Here is a 17,157-nt window from a genome sequence, read left to right as displayed (position 1 = left end):
GCCTCAATCCGCCGCGGTCGCGTAGGGAATGTTGCGCCCGCCATAGCGGCGCACGCGGATATTCGCTTGCTCGGCGTGGCCGGCGAAGCCTTCCAGCATGCACAGGCGCGAGCAGTATTCCCCGATCATCGCCGACGCTTCATCCGTCAGCACGCGCTGATAGGTGACGGTCTTGAGGAACTTGCCCACCCACAGCCCGCCCGTGTAGCGCGCGGCCTTCTTCGTCGGCAGGGTGTGGTTGGTGCCGATCACCTTGTCGCCGAAGGACACATTGGTCCGCGGGCCAAGGAACAGCGCGCCGTAGTTGGTCATGTTCGCGAGGAAGTAGTCCGGATCGCGCGTCATCACCTGCACATGCTCCGAGGCAATGCGGTCGGCCTCACGGACCATCTCCTCCTCGCTGTCGCAGACGATGACCTCGCCGTAGTCCTCCCAGGCCTTCCGGGCGACGGCGGCGGTCGGCAGGATGGTCAGCAGGCGCTCGATTTCGGCCATGGTCTCGCGCGCGAGCTTCTCCGAGTTGGTCAGCAGGATGGCTGGGGAGTTGGGGCCGTGTTCGGCCTGGCCCAGCAGGTCGGTCGCGCAGAGTTCTCCGTCGACCGTCTCATCGGCGATGACCAGCGTCTCGGTCGGGCCGGCAAACAGGTCGATGCCGACACGGCCATAGAGCTGCCGCTTGGCCTCGGCGACGAAGGCGTTGCCAGGCCCGACCAGCATGTCCACCGGGTCGATCGTCGCGGTGCCCAGTGCCATCGCGCCCACCGCCTGGATGCCGCCGAGGCAGTAGATGACATCCGCCCCCGCGAGATGCTGCGCTGCGACGATGGCGGGGGCGGGCTTGCCCTCGAAGGGCGGGGCGCAGGTGATGATGCGCTGGCAACCCGCCACCTTCGCGGTCACCACCGACATATGCGCCGAGGCGAGCAGCGGATACTTGCCGCCGGGGACGTAACAGCCGACTGCATTCACCGGGATGTTCTTGTGGCCGAGCACCACGCCGGGCAGGGTCTCGACCTCGATGTCGCGCAGCGCGTCCTTCTGGTGCTGGGCGAAGTTCCGCACCTGCTCCTGCGCGAAGCGGATGTCGTCGAGGTCGCGCGCCGAGAGCTGGGACAGGCAATTGCGGATCTCGGCATCGGTCAGACGGAAATCGGCGCGGTCCCACTTGTCGAAGCGGATCGACAGCTCGCGCACCGCATCGTCCCCGCGCGCGGCGATGTCGGCGAGGATGCCCTCGACCGTCGCGCGGACCTTCGCATCATCCTCGGCCCGCGCCTCGGCGTCGCGGCTGTGCTTCAGGTGACGGGCCATGATTTCCTCCTGTGTCGGGCACAAGGCGTCGCCCCGCACACGGGACATTGTCAACAGGGGGGTTCCGCCCGCGCCGCGACGGGCTTAGCCTTCCCTTTCCCGGCCCGCTCTGGCGCGGACGGCAGGGCATGCCCGCAAGACGGGCTGCGAGGGATGGAAGCAGGAATGACAGAGATCCGATACCTGGCGCCAAGCACGCTCGACGAAGCGGTGAAAGCCTTCGCGGCCGCATCCGGCGCAGCGAGCATCCTGGCGGGCGGCACCGATCTGCTGGTGCAGATGCGCGCAGGGGTCCGGCAGCCGGGCACCATCATCGACATCAAGAAGATCGCGGATATGACCGCGATCGAGGATCTGGGCGGCGGCGCCTTCCGGATCGGGGCCGCCGTGTCGGGCGCGACGCTCGCCGAGCACCCGACCTTCGGCAAGGCCTGGCCCGGCGTGCTGGAAGCGATCAACCTGATCGGGTCGAAGCAGGTGCAGGGGCGCGCCTCGCCGGGCGGCAATCTGTGCAATGCCTCGCCTGCCGGGGACAGCGTGCCCGCGATGGTGGCCGCGGGTGCCGTCGTGACGATCCAGGGTCCCAATGGGCGGCGGGAGGTGCCGGTCGAAGCCATTCCGGCCGGGCCTGGGCGCACCACCCTGACGCCGGGGGAGATCGTCGTCTCCTTCACCTTCCCCAAGCGGCCGAAGGGGTCGGGCGACGCCTATCTGCGCATGATCCCGCGCACCGAGATGGACATCGCGGTGGTCGGGCTCGGCGTGAACCTCGTCATGGAAGGCGGTGTGGTGAAGGAGGCCCGGGTCGGCCTCGGTGCCGTCGCGCCGACCGTGCTGCTGGTCGAGGACGCCGCGAAGGCGCTGATCGGCTCGCGGTTGGAGGATGCGGCGCTGGAGAAGGCCGCGGAGGCCTGCCGCGCCGCCTGCAAGCCCATCAACGACAAGCGCGGCACCATCGCCTACCGCACCAAGGTGGCGGGCGTGCTGCTGAAGCGCGTCGCGGCGATCGCCGCGCAGCGCGCCGGGGGGAATTGAGACCATGTCCAAACTGCATGTGACGACGACCATCAACGGGGAGCCGGTCGAGTATCTCTGCGATGCCTCGGCCTCGATGCTCGACATCCTGCGCGGGCCGCTCGGCCTGACCGGCACCAAGGAAGGCTGCGGGTCGGGCGATTGCGGGGCCTGTTCCATCACCGTCGATGGCCGCCTGGTCTGCGCCTGCCTGATGCTGGCCGCCGAGGCCGAAGGCAAGGCGATCGGCACCATCGAGGGCATGGCCGAACATGGCGTGCTGCATCCGCTGCAGCAGAAGTTCCTCGAAATGGCCGCGCTGCAATGCGGCATCTGCACGCCCGGCGTGCTGATGGCCTCCAAGGCGCTGCTGGAACGCAACCCGGACCCGACGGAGGAGGAGGTGCGCTTCTGGCTCGCCGGCAACCTCTGCCGCTGCACCGGCTACGACAAGATCGTGCGCGCCGTCATGGAGACGGCCGCTGACATGCGGGAGACCGTGCGATGAACGACATGTCGAACAAGTGGATCGGCGCGCGCACGATCCGGCCCGACGGCGCCGACAAGGTGACCGGCCGCGCCCAGTACAGCGCGGATTTCGCCATGCCCGGCATGATCTGGGGCAAGGTGCTGCGCAGCCCGCACGCGCATGCGGTGATCAAGTCCATCGACACCTCCAAGGCCGAGGCCCTGCCCGGCGTGAAGGCGGTCGTCACGGCGAAGGACTTCGTGCCATTCCCGGTGGACAAGCCGGTGGCGCTGGGCATCCAGGACATGCGCTGGATGGCACGCAACATCCTAGCCCATGAAAAGGCGCTGTTTCACGGCCACCCGATCGCCGCGGTCGCCGCGATCAGCGAGGAAGTGGCCGCTGAGGCCTGCAAGCTGATCGCGGTGGACTACGAGGTCCTGCCCCACGCCATCGAGATCGAGGACGCGATCAAGCCCGACGCCCCGATCCTGCATGACTTCCTCAAGCATGAGGGCAAGCCGTCCAACATCGCCGGCACCATGGTGCTGAAGACGGGCGATGTGGAGAAGGGCTTCGCGGAAGCGGACGTCGTCGTCGAGCACACCTTCACCTCGCGCCCCGTCCACCAGGGCTATATCGAGCCGCATGCCTGCACGGTGAGCTACGCGGCCGACGGCAGGGTGACGATCTGGTCGTCCTCCCAGGGGCAGTTCATGGTCCGGGCGATGACCTCCCTGCTGACGGGCATCCCGCAGAGCAACATCCGTGCGATCCCGGCCGAAATCGGCGGCGGCTTCGGCGGCAAGACGATCATCTACCTCGAACCCGTCGCGGTGCTGCTGTCGAAGAAGTCCGGCCGCCCGGTGAAGATGGTGATGACGCGTGACGAGGTCATGCGCGCCACCGGCCCCGCGCCGGGGTCGCTGATGACCGTCAAGATCGGCGCGAAGAAGGACGGCACGCTGGTCGCGGCCAAGGGCGAGTTCTATCTCCAGGCCGGCGGTCTTCCGGGGTCGCCGCTGCGCGGGCCGGTGGGCTGCTCCTTCGCGGCCTATGCCATCCCGAACATCCTGTCGACCGGCTATGACGTGGTGTCGAACCGATCGAAGGTCGCGGCCTATCGCGCGCCCGGCGCGCCGCATGGCGCCTTCGCGACCGAGAGCGTGCTGGACGAGATCGCGCACAAGCTCGGGCTCGATCCGCTGGAGATGCGCATCAAGAACAGCGTCAAGCCGGGCGACAAGGCGATCTATGGCCCGGTCTTCGGCGACGTGACCTTTGTCGAGACGGTCGATGCCATCCGCAAGCACCCGCACTACACGGCACCGCTCGACCGCAACCCGCGTCCGGGCGTGAAGCGCGGCCGCGGCGTGGCCTCCGGCTTCTGGTACAATGCGGGCGGTGAATCCTCGGTCCAGGTGAACATCACTGAGGACGGCAATGTCGTCGTCACCACCGGGCACCCGGATGTCGGCGGCAGCCGCGCCTCCATCGCCAATGTGGTGGCGGAGCTCCTCGGCATCGACCATTCGCGCGTCTCCGTCATCATCGGCGACACGCAGACGATCGGCTTCTCGAACCTCACCGGCGGCAGCCGCGTGACCTTTGCCTCCGCCATGGTGGCGACGGCGTCGGTCGAGAAGGTGGTCGGCCAGCTCAAGGACCGCGCGGCGAAGATCTGGAACATCGACGCCGAGGCGATCAAGTGGGAGGACGGCATGGCCCTGCCGGCCGGCGACAATGCCGGCAAGTTCCCCCCGCTCTCGCTCAAGGAACTCGCCGCCAAGGCGAATGAGATGGGCGGGCCGATCGGCACCCAGGTGCAGCTCAACACGACCGGCGCCGATCCCGGCTTCGCCACGCATTGCGTGGATGTTGAGGTGGATGTCGATCTCGGCATCGTCCGCGTGCTGCGCTACACGGCCGCTCAGGATGTCGGCCGCGCGCTGCACCCCAGCTACGTCGAAGGGCAGATCCAGGGCGGCGTGGTGCAGGGCATCGGCTGGGCGCTGTCCGAGGAATACCTCTACGACAAGAACGGGCGCGTCGATAACGCGGGATTCCTCGACTATCGCATGCCGGTCTGCTCCGACGTGCCGATGATCGAGGCGCTGGTCATCGAGATCCCGAACTCCAAGCACCCGCAGGGCGTGCGCGGCGTGGGCGAGGCACCGATCGTGCCGCCGCTCGCGGCGATCGCGAATGCGGTGAACGACGCGCTCGGCGTGCGGTTCTTCGACTTGCCGATGTCGCCGCCGCGGGTGACGGCGCGGCTTGACGAAGCGGGTTGATCGGAGCCGAAGCCTCCGGCCTGCCTGATGACCTGGAGGTGGCATTCGGAGGGGCTTTGCCCCTCCGAACCACCCCGTTATCGGGCACCCATTGAGTTTGCCTCGCAGCGCCAATGGGTGCCCCTGGATGCTGGGCACCCTGGGCGGCAATCTGTTGGCACCGGTCAACCAGACATGCCGGATGCGCCTAGTGCTCTTTCCGCGCAGGTGCGGGCTTCGGCGCCCAATCCGACAGCGGCGCACGGTGTCGGGCTGAGGGTTGCAAAGGCCTTCCGGCCTTTGCTTGGGTGGTTTGGAGACGCGAAGCGCCTCCAACTTCGACCGCCGCGATCACGCCCCACCCCTCTTCGTGGAAGGCGGATGAGAGGCGGAGAAGGACGCGGGCCCTCTCCAATCACCCTCAATCCGCGTAGGCGCCTGCCGCCTGGATGACGGGCCGCCAGCGTTCGATTTCCTCGACATGATAGCGACGATGGAAGGCCAGGCTGGCACGTTCCGGCGTCGCCGGATCGGTCTGCAGATCCGCGAAGCGCGCGCGCAGACGTTCATCCTGCATCGCCGCGACCAGCGCCGCATTGAGTCGTTGCTGAATCGGTTCCGGTGTTCCCGCTGGGGCAAACAGGCCATGCCAGGTGCTCATCACGATGCCGGTCGCGCCGGTTTCGGTGGTGGTCGGCACGTCCGGCATGCCGGGCAGTCGCGCCGGGCTGGTCACGGCATAGGCGCGCAGCCGGCCATCCCGGATGAAGGGCGCGGTATTGGTCGCCTGGTCGCAAAGCAGGTCGATCCGGCCGGCCAGAAGCTCGGTGATGGCTGGCGCGGTGCCGCGGAAGGCGACAATGGTCACGCGATTCTGCGCCTGCTGCTGCATCAGCAGTCCGCAGAGATTGGCCGCCGAGGCGAGGCCCGCCGTGCCCATGTTCAGTGCCTCGCCGCGCTGGTGGATCTCGCGGACCAGGGTGGGCATGTCCTCTGCGGGGAAGCCGGGACGGGCGATGATGGTCATGGCAGCGTCCGACACCAAGCCCAGCGGCGCGAAGGCCGTGGCAGTATCGAAGGACAGACGGCGGAACAGCGTCGCGCCGGCAGCGAGGCCGACATTCGACATCAACAGCGTGTAGCCATCCGGCCGCGCCTGAGCGACGCGCTGGGCGCCGACATTGGCGGGCGGCGTGTTCTCCACCACCACGGGCTGGGGCAGGTGCTTGCCCATGGCCTCCGCCACGATGCGGGAGATGACGTCGGTCGGTCCGCCCGCGGCCGCGCCGGCGACGATGGTGATGGCGCGGTCCGGATAGGTCTGGGCGTGCGCCGCCAGCGGTGCGAGCGCGAGCGTCGCCGCGCACAGGATGCCCCTGCGAAGTGCTGTCATGTCCGTCCTCCCGGCGCACCTGCCTGCATGGCGGCACGCATCTGCTTGTCTGGAGGGCATCCTTGCCGGAAAGGCGGCGGTCGTCATCCCATTGCCGGCTTGCCAGGGCGGATTTCCCGTCCCTAACCTCACACGGTCACGAGAGTAAGGACCCCGATGGCAGGCTATTCGGGCTTCCGCATCCTCGCGGAGGGGCTTCGCGGCAACAGCGGCTGGACACCAGCCTGGCGCAAGGCGGCACCCAAGCCGACCTATGACGTCATCGTCGTCGGCGGCGGTGGACATGGGCTGGCGACGGCCTTCTACCTCGCCTCCATGCATGGCATCACGAATGTCGCGGTGGTTGAGCGCGGGCTGGTCGGCCAGGGCAATACCGGACGGAACACGACCATCGTCCGGTCGAACTACCTGCTGCCGGAGAACAACAATTTCTACGAGCACTCGCTGAAGCTCTGGGAAGGGCTGGAGCAGTCCCTGAACTACAACGTGATGATGAGCCAGCGTGGCGTCATCAACCTCTTCCACAACGACGCGCAGCGGAACGCGGCGCTGCGCCGCGGCAATTCGATGCGGCTGAACGGCATCGATGCCGAGATCGTCGACCGCGACGGGGTGAAGGCGCTGTGCCCGATCGTCGATCTCGACAATGGACGCTATCCGGTGATGGGCGGGCTGCTGCAACGGCGTGGCGGCACGGCGCGGCACGATGCGGTGGCCTGGGGCTTCGCGCATGCCGCCGATGCGCGCGGCGTGGACATCATCGAGCATTGCGAAGTGACCGGCATGATCGTGGAAGGCGGCGCCATCCAGGGCGTGCGCACCACGCGGGGCGAGATCCGCGCGCCGAAGGTCGGCCTGGCGGTGGCGGGGTCCACCAGCACGCTGACAGCCATGGCCGGCTTCGATGTGCCGATCGAGACGCACCTTCTGCAGGCCTTCGTCAGCGAAGGGCTGAAGCCGCTGATCGATTGCGTGGTCACCTTCGGCGCGGGGCATTTCTACGTCAGCCAGTCGGACAAGGGCGGGCTGGTCTTCGGCGGCGGGCTGGACGGTTATCCGAGCTACGGCCAGCGTGGCACCTTGCCGACCGCCGAGCACGTCTATGCCGCGGGCATCAGCATGATCCCCGCGCTCGGGCGGCTGCGCGGGCTGCGCAACTGGGCGGGCGTGATGGACATGACACCGGATGGCTCGCCCTATATCTGCAAGACCCCGGTGCGCGGCCTCTATATGACCGCGGGCTGGTGCTATGGCGGCTTCAAGGCCACGCCGGGATCCGGCTGGTGCCACGCCTGGACCATCGCGAAGGATGAGCCGCACCGGCTCAATGCCGCACATACGCTGGACCGTTTCCGCGAGGGCCGCATGCTCGACGAGCGGGGCAACGGCCCCTTCTTCTGGGCGCAGTAGCGATGCTGCGGATCCCCTGCCCCCATTGCGGCGCGCGCGACGAGGTGGAGTTCACCTACCGCGGCGATGCGACCGTCACGCGCCCCGCCCCCGATGCGGGCGTCGATGCCTTCCACGACTATCTCTATCTGCGGCGCAATCCGCGCGGCTGGCAGGTGGAGTGGTGGCAGCACAATGGCGGCTGCCGCGCCTTCCTGAAGGTGCTGCGCCACACGGTGACGCATGAGGTGCGCGGCGTCGCCACCGCGACCGAGACGCTGGAGGTGCCCGAGGCATGAGCCAGCGCTTCAGGCTTCCCTCCGGCGGCCATGTCGATCGGTCGCAGCGGCTGGGCTTCAGCTTCGATGGGCGCCGCTATGAGGGGCATGCCGGCGATACGCTGGCCTCCGCGCTGCTGGCGAATGGCGTTCGGCTGGTCGGGCGGTCCTTCAAGTATCACCGGCCGCGCGGAATCTTCTCGGCCGGAATCGAGGAGCCCAATGCGCTGGTCGAGTTGCGCGACGGGGCGCGGCGCGAGCCGAATACGCGCGCGACCGTGGCGGAGCTGTTCGACGGGCTGAGCGCGACCAGCCAGAATCATCGCGGCTCGCTCGGCTTTGACTGGATGGCGGTGAACGGGCTGCTCGCGCCCTTCATCGGGGCGGGCTTCTACTACAAGACCTTCATGTGGCCCGCCGCCTTCTGGGAACGGGTCTATGAGCCGATGATCCGCAAGGCGGCGGGGCTCGGCCGTGCATCGGGCCTGCCCGATCCGGATCACTACGAGGCGGCGCATGCGCATTGCGACGTGCTGGTGGTGGGCGCCGGCGCGGCGGGGTTGGCGGCGGCGCGCGCCGCCGGTGCGGCCGGCGCGCGAGTGATCCTGGCGGAGCAGGACTTCCTGCTCGGCGGCGACCTGCTGAACGAAGCAGAGCATGACGCCTGGCGCAGCGAGACGATCGCCGCGCTGGAGGCGATGCCCGAGGTCACGGTGATGCCGCGCACTATGGTGTTCGGCGCTTACGACCAGGGCGTTCTCGGCGCGATCGAGCGCGTCGCGGATCATCTGCCGGAGCCGCCGCCGCATACGCCGCGCCAGCGCTATTGGACGATCCGTGCGACGGCGGTTGTGCTGGCCACCGGTGCCCATGAGCGGCTGATCGCTTTCCCCGGCAATGACCGGCCGGGTGTGATGCTGGCAGGCGCGGCACGGACCTACGCGCGACGCTATGGCGTCCGGGCGGGCGAGACCGCGGCGCTGTTCGCCACGCATGACGCCGCCTATGACGCGGCCTTCGCGCTTGCCGAAGCCGGCACGCGCATCGCCGCCATCATCGACCCTCGCACGGACAGCGCCGCAATGCAGCGCGCGCGGGAGGCCGGCCTCGCGGTGCGCGCAGGCAGCGTCGTCAACGGGACGGTGGGCGGCAAGGCGCTGCGCGGCGTGGAGATCGGCACGGTCGGCAGCGCATCGCGTGGCGACGCGGTGCCGGCGGATCTGCTGATGATCTCGGGCGGATGGAATCCGGCGGTGCATCTCGCCAGCATGTCGGGCGCGGCGCTGCGCTGGGACGATGCGCTGCTCGCTTTCGTGCCGGAGGAGAGGGAGGAGAGTGCCTGGCAGCGCAGCGCCGGCGCCTGCCGCGGCGTGCATGGCTTCGGCGCGGCGGCGGCGGATGGCGCGGCAGCGGGCCGCGCGGCGGCCGTCGCGGCGGGCTTCGACGCGGCGGACATTCCGCTGCCTGATGCGCCGTCCGCGGATCATCGCCCCTATGCCCTGTGGGAGGTGAAGGGCGGCGGCAAGGCCTTCGTCGACATCCAGGACGACGTCACGGCCGACGACATCCGCCTCGCTCATCGCGAGGGCTTCAGCCATATCGAGCACGCCAAGCGCTACACCACCCATGCCATGGGCACCGACCAGGGCAAGGTCGGCGGTCTGGTGGGCGCGGCCGTGCTGGCGGAGGCGCGCGGCGAGCCCGTCGCGAGCGTTGGCCTGCCGCGCTTCCGTCCCTACACCGCGCCCATCGCCTGGGGCGCGATGGCGGGCGGCGAGGTGGGCCGGCATTTCCAGCCGGTGCGCCGCACGGCTCTGCATGGCGTTCATGACGAGCTCGGCGCGGTGTGGATGGATGCCGGCATCTGGAAGCGTCCGGCCTACTACCCGAAGGCCGGCGACACCGATGGCTGGGCCAGCGTGAAGCGCGAGGCCCGCGCGGTGCGCGAGCGTGTCGGGGTGTGCGATGTCTCGACGCTGGGCAAGATCGTGGTGGAGGGGCCGGATGCGGCAACCTTCCTCGACCGCGTCTATGCCAACACCTTCTCGACCCTGGCGGTCGGCCGGGCGCGCTACGGGCTGATGCTGCGCGAGGATGGCATCGTTTTCGATGACGGCACGACAACGCGCCTCGGCCCCGACCGCTTCTTCGTCACCACCACCACGGCCCAGGCCGGGCCGGTGATGCAGCATCTGGAGTTTCACCTCGCCAGCGCCTGGCCGGATCTCGATGTCAGCCTGGCGAGCGTCACCGACCAATGGGCGGCCATGTCGATCGCCGGACCGAAGGCGCGTGATGTCGTCGCTGCGGTGGTGCATGGCCTTGATGTCTCGAGCGAGGCCTTCCCCTTCATGGCGGTGGCGGATTGCAAGGTCGCCGGCGTGCCGGCGCGGCTGTTCCGCATCTCCTTCTCGGGCGAGCTCGCCTATGAGATCGCAACGCCGGCCGGCTACGCGACGCATGTCTGGCAGGCGGTGATGGAAGCCGGCGTGCCGTATGGCATCGAACCCTATGGCGTCGAGGCGCTCGGCCTGCTGCGCATCGAGAAGGGCCATGTCGCGGGGTCCGAAATCAATGGGCAGACCACGGCGCTGGATCTCGGCCTGGGGCGCATGCTGAAGAAGAAGGGCGAGTTCATCGGCCGCGTCCTCGCGCAGCGGCCGGGCCTGACCGATCAATCGCGCCCGCATCTGGTCGGCCTGCGCAGCGTCGATCCGGCGCGGCAGATCCGCGCCGGCAGCCACCTGCTGGTCGACGGCCAGGATTGCGGCTGGATCAGCAGTGCGACGCAATCGGTCGTCGATCCGGGCTGGATCGGGCTAGGCCTGTTGCGCGATGGTGAAGCTCGGATCGGCAGCCGCATCATCGCCGCCAATCCGCTGATGGGCGAAGAGGTCCCCGTGACGGTGACGAGTCCCCATGGCTATGACGCGGAGAACCTGCGTGTCCGCACCTGAGCCCATCCATGCATTGGCCTTCGCCCCGCGCGGCAGCCTTGGCGCGGCGCCGGCCGCGCCCTTGCGTGTGTCCTTCCCGGCGCGCGACATCGTGCAGGTGATGCTGCGGCGCGGGCAGGATGCCGCCTTCGCGGAGGCGATGCGCGGCGCCTTCGGCATGGAGCCGCCGGCGCCGGGCCACACCGCGACCGGGCAGGATGCGACCGCGATCTGGATCCAACCCGGCCAATGGCTGCTGACCGCGCCGCGTGGCGTGGAGGGCGCTCTCGCCGCGCGCGCGACCGCGGCCTTCACCGGTTTCGCCGCCGTTGCGGACCAGAGCCATGGCCGCACGACCATCCTCCTGTCCGGCGCGGCAGCGCGGGAGGCGCTGTCGCGCGGCTGCCGGCTGGACCTGCATCCGCGCGCCTTCGGCCCCGGTCGCGCAGCGAGCACGCCCATCGCGCAGATCGGCTGCCTGCTGCATCAGACCGACGCTACGCCGAGCTTCGAACTGACTGTCTTCTCGACCCTGGCGGAGCCCTTCCTCCATTGGTTGATCGAAGCGACCGCGCCACTGGGTGTAGACATCGCATGACGGCCGCGGCGACCCTTCCGGAGCGTACCGGAACGGCCGCCGCCGGAACCCCGCTGCTCGCCGTTCGTGACCTGACCCTGCATATCCCGGTGCCGCCGCATGTGCTGCGCGCGGTGGATGGCGTGTCCTTCAGCCTGCACCGGGGCGAAACCCTCGGCCTGGTGGGGGAGAGCGGCAGCGGCAAGACGCTGACGGCACTCATGCTGATGCGCCTGCTGGAACCGCCGCTCGCCGCCCTGCCGCAGGGGCGGGTGATGCTGAACGGCCTCGACCTGATGATGCTGGACGAGGCGCGCATGTCGAAGCTGCGCGGCCGTGCCATCTCGATGGTGTTCCAGGAGCCGATGACCTCGCTGAACCCGGTGATGACGGTGGGGCGGCAGATCGCGGAGCCGCTGATGCGGCATCTCGGCCTGTCCTCGCGCGAGGCAGCTTCGCGGGCGGAGGAGATGCTGCGCCTGGTTCACATCCCCGATCCGAAGCGCGTGGCGCGGGCTTATCCGCATCTGCTCTCGGGCGGGATGCGGCAGCGGGCGATGATCGCCATCGCGCTGGCCTGCCGGCCGGAGGTGCTGGTGGCGGATGAACCGACCACCGCGCTCGACGTCACGGTGCAGGCACAGATCCTGGAACTGCTCGGCGAATTGCAGCGGGAGATGGGCAGCGCGATCCTGCTGATCACCCATGACCTCGCCGTGATTGCGGAGACGGCGCATCGCGTCGCGGTGATGTATGCCGGGCGCATCGTCGAGGAAGCGCCGGTCGCCGCGCTGTTCGCCGCGCCGCGGCATCCCTATACGCGCGGGCTGCTGGCCTCGATCCCGAAGATCGAACGCGTGCCCGCGCCGACCCTGCCCGAGATTCCCGGCATGGTGCCCGGTGCGGCCAATCGCCCCCGCGGCTGCGCCTTCATGCCGCGCTGCAGCCGCGCCATTTCGGGCTGCGCCGCGGAACCCCCGCCACTCGCCGAGATCGAGCCCGGCCATCGCGCCGCCTGCTGGAACCCGGCCGATGGCTGAGCCCCTGCTCAAGGTCTCGGGCCTCGAGGTCCACTTCCCCATCCGATCGGCCTTCCTGCGCCGGCGCGTCGGCACGGTGCGCGCGGTGGATGGCGTGGATCTGGAAGTGGCACGCGGGGAAACACTGGCCCTGGTGGGCGAGAGCGGCTGCGGCAAGACCACCACGGGCAAGGCGATCCTGCGGCTGATCGACTCGACCGCTGGTTCCATCCGCTTCGGGGGGGAGGAGATCGCGCATCACGGTACCTCAGCGCTTGCGCCGTTCCGGCGCCGCATGCAGATCGTCTTCCAGGATCCCTATGCGAGCCTCAACCCGCGCATGACGGTGGGTGGCATCCTCGCCGCGCCCTTCGACATCCATCGCATCGGGCATGCGGGCGACCGCGCCGAGCGCATCAGCGCGCTTCTGCGCACGGTCGGGCTGCCGGCCGATGCGGCGCGCCGGTATCCGCATGAATTCAGTGGCGGGCAGCGCCAGCGCATCGGCATCGCGCGCGCGCTCGCGCTGGAACCGGAGCTCATCATTGGGGATGAACCTGTCTCCGCGCTGGACGTGTCGATCCAGGCGCAGGTGATCAACCTGATGAAGCGCCTGCAGGCCGAACGTGGCCTCGCCTACATCATGATCTCGCACAACCTCGCCGTGGTCAGTCATGTCGCGGACCGGGTGGCGGTGATGTATCTCGGCCGCGTGGTGGAGACGGCGCCGCGCGAGCAGCTCTTCTTCCACGCCCGGCATCCCTATACCCAGGCGCTGCTGTCGGCCGTGCCGGAACCGGTTCCCGGTCGCAGCCGCTCGCGCCAGGTGTTGCAGGGCGACGTGCCGAGCCCCGCGAAACCACCCAGCGGCTGCCATTTCCATCCGCGCTGCCCCATCGCCCAGCCGCGCTGCGCGGAGGAGACGCCCCGCTCGCGCATCATCGCGCCGAACCACGCTGTCGCCTGCCATATGGTGAGCGCATGATCGGCTTCGTCGCCTGGCGGCTGCTGCAGGCCATCCCGCTGCTGATCGGCGTCTCGCTGATTGGCTTCGGGCTGATGCATCTCGCACCTGGCGGGCCGCTCGCCGTCTATACGCTGAACCCGACGATCCAGGTGCAGGACATCGAACGCATCAAGGTCATCTTCGGCCTCGATCAGCCCATCTACGTCCAATACGTCAAATGGGCCTCCGGCCTCTTCTCCGGCAATTGGGGCTACACCTTCTTCGGAGGGCGGCCGGTGCTGGACGTGATCCTCGAACGCGTGCCGGCGACACTGCTGCTGATGGGATCGGCGCTGTCGGTGGCCATTGTCCTCGGCCTGTCGATCGGCGTGTTGGGTGCGGTGAAGCGCTATTCGGTCTTCGACGTGCTGGCGACGACAGGGGCGCTGTTCGCGCTGTCCTTCCCGACCTTCTGGTTCGGCCTGATGGCGATTTTCGTCTTCGCCATCCAGTTGCGCTGGCTGCCCTCGGGCGGGATGTGGGAGCTGGGGGATGAGGGCAACATCCTCGCCCTGCTGGAACACCTGGTGCTGCCGACCCTGGTGTTGGCGCTGGTCATCACCGCGACCTGGAGCCGCTATTCGCGCTCCGCCTTCCTTGAGGTGATGCAGCAGGATTTCATGCGCACCGCGCGCGCGAAGGGCGTGCCGCCGGCCGCGCGGCTGCTGCGTCATGCCTTCCCCAATGCCGCCAAGCCGCTGATCGCCCTGCTCGGGGTGGAACTGCCCTTCCTGTTCTCCGGTGCGCTGGTGACGGAGACGATCTTCGGCTGGCCGGGCATGGGCCGGCTTTTCGTCGACGCGCTGAACATGAAGGAATATCCGGTTCTGATGGGCATGATGATGTTCACGGCGATCTTCGTCGTGCTCGGCAATCTGCTTGCCGACATCGCCATCGCCGCCATCGATCCGCGGGTGAGGCTGCGATGAGCGCGACCGCCGCCCCGCCGGAGAGCCAGGCCGGGCGCGTCTGGGCGCGCTTCAGGCGGCATCGCCTGGCCCTGGCCGGTGCCTTCGTGGTCGCGCTGCTGATGGCCTCCGCCCTCTTCGCGCCGGCCTTCGCACCGCAGGACCCGACGCTGCTCGACACGGCCCTGCGCTTCCGCCCGCCCTTCGCGGAGTGGGCGCATCCGCTCGGCACGGATGAACTGGGGCGGGATACGCTGTCGCGGCTGCTCTATGGCGGACGGGTGTCACTGACGGTGGGGCTGGTGGCGATGGTCACCACCGTCGCGACGGGCGCGCTGATCGGCATCACGGCGGGGTTCCTCGGCGGCTGGATCGACATGCTGCTGATGCGCTTCGTCGATACGATGCTGTGCTTTCCGCAGGTCTTCCTCCTGCTGGTGGTCGCTGCCTTCGTGCCGCCGACGTTGCTGTCCATTTCGCTGATCATCGGGCTGTCGTCGTGGATGGAAGTGAGCCGCATCGTGCGCGCCGAGATCCTGCATCTGAAGGAACAGGATTTCGTCGCCGCCGCGCGCGCGCTCGGGGCCTCGCGACGGCGCATCATGTTCCGCGAGCTGCTGCCCAATGCCGCCGCGCCGATCCTGGTGGCGGCGACGTTGAAAGTCGCCTCGGCCGTGCTGATGGAGAGCTACATCTCCTATCTCGGCTATGGCGTGCAGCCGCCGCTGGCCTCCTGGGGCAACATGCTCACCAATGCCCAGGGCTATTTCGATACGGTGCCCTGGCTCGCCATCCTGCCGGGGGCGGCGATCACGCTTACGGTGATGGGCTTCAACTTCCTGGGCGACGGGCTGCGCGATGCGCTCGACCCACGCCTGCGCATGGATCCGTGATTCACAAGAAAAAGGAGGCTCGCAACATGACCATCCGGATTTCGCGCCGCGGTATTCTTGCCGGTTCCGCGACGCTGCTCGCCGCGCCCACCGTCCGGGCGCAATCCATCAACCGGGACCGCATCATCCTGGCGATGACGCAGGAACCGGTGCAGTTCAACCCGCTGCTCTACGTCAACGCCGGCACCGAGAACGTGCCCGAGGCCTGCCTGTTCGACGCGCTGTGGGACGTAAACGACAAGGGCGACTTCATCCCCAACCTCGCGGTCCAGGTGCCGTCGCGCCAGAATGGCGGCATCTCGGCCGATGGGTTGACCTGGACGGTCAACCTCAAGCGCGATGTGAAATGGTCCGACGGCCAGCCCTTCACCGCGAAGGATGTCGAGTTCACCTACCAGACCATCATGAATCCGGCGGTCGCGGTGCGGTCGCGTTCGGGCTTCGATCTGATCAAGGTCTTCCGCGTGAAGGACGACCATACGATCGAGATGGAGCTCTCGCGCCCCTTCGTGCCCTTCCTCTGGGCGTGGCAGAACATGCACATCGTCCCGCAGCACATTCTGGGGCGTGAGCAGAACATCCAGACGGCGGCCTTCAATAGCCAGCCGATCGGCACCGGGCCCTTCACCCTGCGCAGCCGCACCGCCGGCAGCCACATGGTCTATGAGCGCAACCCGAACTACCACCGCGGCCCGGCCAAGGTGCGCCAGTTCATCCACAAATTCGTGCCGGACCAGATGGCGGCCTACGGCCAGGCACGCACGGGCGAGGTGGACTACTTCGCCCTGGCTGGCGTGCCCAATGACCGTTGGACCGAGGCGCGCGCCTTCCCCGATCGCGACTTCCTGCGCTACCCGTCGCCCAATGTGCAGTTCATCTACTTCAACTGCGGCAAGCCGCAATTCAGCGATCCGCGCGTGCGGAAGGCGCTGACCATGGCGACGCAGATGCAGAAGTCGATCGACGACATCTATTTCGGCACCTGGCCACGCACTCTGTCCTACCTGCAGCCCACGCACTGGGCTTACAACAGCGACCTGCGCGACTACACGAACGACCCCGCCGGCGCCGAGAAGCTGCTGGATGAGGCCGGCTGGCGGAAGGGCCCGGACGGCATCCGCGCGAAGGATGGCGTGCAGCTCAAATTCACAATGTCCACGACGGCGGGCAATGTCGCGCGCCAGGGCTGCCAGGCACTGTTCCAGCAGAATTGGAAGGCGATCGGCGTGGAGATGGAAATCCGCAACATGCCAGCTTCCGTGGTGTGGGGTGAATACACCACGCAGTCGCGCTTCGACACATTGCTGGTCGCCTGGGATCCGACGGTGGGTCTCGATCCGGACTACACTGCGCGCTGCCATTCCAAGATGATCCCGGTGAAGCACCGCCAGGGATCGAACTACGTCCAGTACGAGAATGCCGAGGTGGACCGCCTGCTGGAACTCGGCGTGACGCAGACCGAACAGGCGGATCGCATCGCCACCTACAAGCAGATCCAGGCCATCCTGCATGAGGAAGTGCCCTTCGCCGCGCAGGGCGGTTCGGTGCAGGGGCATATGAAGCGGAAGCAGCTCCAGGGCCCGACGCCGAACCAGTACGTCACGGACATCACCTGGAACGTCTACGACTGGGCCTGGGCATGATGGCCGCAGGCATGCAGGCGCCAAAGATCTAAATCACGCGATCAAGCC

Annotated in this window: 14 protein-coding genes; 12 read left to right on the top strand and 2 right to left on the bottom strand. The window is 68.3% G+C overall.

Features of this window, described 5'->3' with window-relative positions; translation table 11 throughout:
• Window positions 1-3: 3 nt before the first annotated feature.
• Complete coding sequence (gene hisD, locus KPL78_RS15005; protein ID WP_219763793.1) at window positions 4-1,311, bottom strand: histidinol dehydrogenase; 1,308 nt, start codon at window positions 1,309-1,311, stop codon at window positions 4-6.
• Between the two features lie 165 nt (window positions 1,312-1,476).
• Between hisD and KPL78_RS15000 the strand changes: the two genes are divergently transcribed.
• Genes KPL78_RS15000 through KPL78_RS14990 form a run of 3 tightly spaced genes read left to right on the top strand, consistent with a single transcriptional unit; the run spans window position 1,477 to window position 5,088 of the window.
• Entirely contained in the window at window positions 1,477-2,346 is an 870-nt protein-coding gene (locus tag KPL78_RS15000; RefSeq protein WP_219763792.1) for an FAD binding domain-containing protein, read from the top strand.
• A 4-nt stretch (window positions 2,347-2,350) separates the two neighbouring features.
• Complete coding sequence (locus KPL78_RS14995) at window positions 2,351-2,833, top strand: (2Fe-2S)-binding protein (protein WP_219763791.1); 483 nt, start codon at window positions 2,351-2,353, stop codon at window positions 2,831-2,833.
• Window positions 2,830-5,088, top strand: coding sequence for a xanthine dehydrogenase family protein molybdopterin-binding subunit (locus KPL78_RS14990; protein WP_219763790.1), 2,259 nt, complete (start codon window positions 2,830-2,832; stop codon window positions 5,086-5,088). Before KPL78_RS14995 ends, KPL78_RS14990 begins: the two co-directional genes overlap by 4 nt.
• A 400-nt stretch (window positions 5,089-5,488) precedes the next feature.
• Here KPL78_RS14990 and KPL78_RS14985 read toward each other — a convergent pair whose 3' ends face one another.
• Entirely contained in the window at window positions 5,489-6,460 is a 972-nt protein-coding gene (locus KPL78_RS14985) for a tripartite tricarboxylate transporter substrate-binding protein (RefSeq protein WP_219763789.1), read from the bottom strand.
• Window positions 6,461-6,616: 156 nt separating this feature from the next.
• Between KPL78_RS14985 and KPL78_RS14980 the strand changes: the two genes are divergently transcribed.
• Genes KPL78_RS14980 through KPL78_RS14940 form a run of 9 tightly spaced genes read left to right on the top strand, consistent with a single transcriptional unit; the run spans window position 6,617 to window position 17,109 of the window.
• Window positions 6,617-7,870: a sarcosine oxidase subunit beta family protein gene (locus tag KPL78_RS14980; RefSeq protein ID WP_219763788.1), complete on the top strand. Its 1,254-nt coding sequence runs from the start codon at window positions 6,617-6,619 to the stop codon at window positions 7,868-7,870.
• Between the two features lie 2 nt (window positions 7,871-7,872).
• Window positions 7,873-8,148 carry a sarcosine oxidase subunit delta gene (locus KPL78_RS14975; RefSeq protein ID WP_219763787.1) on the top strand — a complete coding sequence of 92 codons (276 nt, stop codon included), beginning with the start codon at window positions 7,873-7,875 and terminating at the stop codon, window positions 8,146-8,148.
• Window positions 8,145-11,084, top strand: a complete 2,940-nt coding sequence (locus KPL78_RS14970) for a sarcosine oxidase subunit alpha family protein (RefSeq protein WP_219763786.1) — start codon at window positions 8,145-8,147, stop codon at window positions 11,082-11,084. Before KPL78_RS14975 ends, KPL78_RS14970 begins: the two co-directional genes overlap by 4 nt.
• A complete protein-coding gene (locus KPL78_RS14965; protein ID WP_219763785.1) occupies window positions 11,071-11,661 on the top strand; it encodes a sarcosine oxidase subunit gamma in 591 nt (196 codons plus the stop codon). Before KPL78_RS14970 ends, KPL78_RS14965 begins: the two co-directional genes overlap by 14 nt.
• Window positions 11,658-12,680 (top strand): ABC transporter ATP-binding protein, encoded by a 1,023-nt coding sequence (locus KPL78_RS14960; protein ID WP_219763784.1) that lies wholly within the window; start codon window positions 11,658-11,660, stop codon window positions 12,678-12,680. Before KPL78_RS14965 ends, KPL78_RS14960 begins: the two co-directional genes overlap by 4 nt.
• Window positions 12,673-13,644: an ABC transporter ATP-binding protein gene (locus KPL78_RS14955; protein WP_219763783.1), complete on the top strand. Its 972-nt coding sequence runs from the start codon at window positions 12,673-12,675 to the stop codon at window positions 13,642-13,644. Before KPL78_RS14960 ends, KPL78_RS14955 begins: the two co-directional genes overlap by 8 nt.
• Window positions 13,641-14,594, top strand: a complete 954-nt coding sequence (locus KPL78_RS14950) for an ABC transporter permease (protein ID WP_219763782.1) — start codon at window positions 13,641-13,643, stop codon at window positions 14,592-14,594. Before KPL78_RS14955 ends, KPL78_RS14950 begins: the two co-directional genes overlap by 4 nt.
• On the top strand, window positions 14,591-15,466 hold the full coding sequence (locus KPL78_RS14945; RefSeq protein ID WP_219763781.1) for an ABC transporter permease: 876 nt from the start codon (window positions 14,591-14,593) through the stop codon (window positions 15,464-15,466). Before KPL78_RS14950 ends, KPL78_RS14945 begins: the two co-directional genes overlap by 4 nt.
• Before the next feature lie 26 nt (window positions 15,467-15,492).
• Window positions 15,493-17,109 (top strand): peptide ABC transporter substrate-binding protein, encoded by a 1,617-nt coding sequence (locus KPL78_RS14940; protein WP_219763780.1) that lies wholly within the window; start codon window positions 15,493-15,495, stop codon window positions 17,107-17,109.
• Window positions 17,110-17,157 lie beyond the last annotated feature (48 nt).

Origin of the sequence: Roseomonas alba (genome assembly GCF_019430885.1) — a bacterium.
Classification (GTDB): Bacteria; Pseudomonadota; Alphaproteobacteria; order Acetobacterales; family Acetobacteraceae; genus Neoroseomonas; species Neoroseomonas alba.
This window is presented reverse-complemented; position numbering and strand designations above follow the sequence as displayed.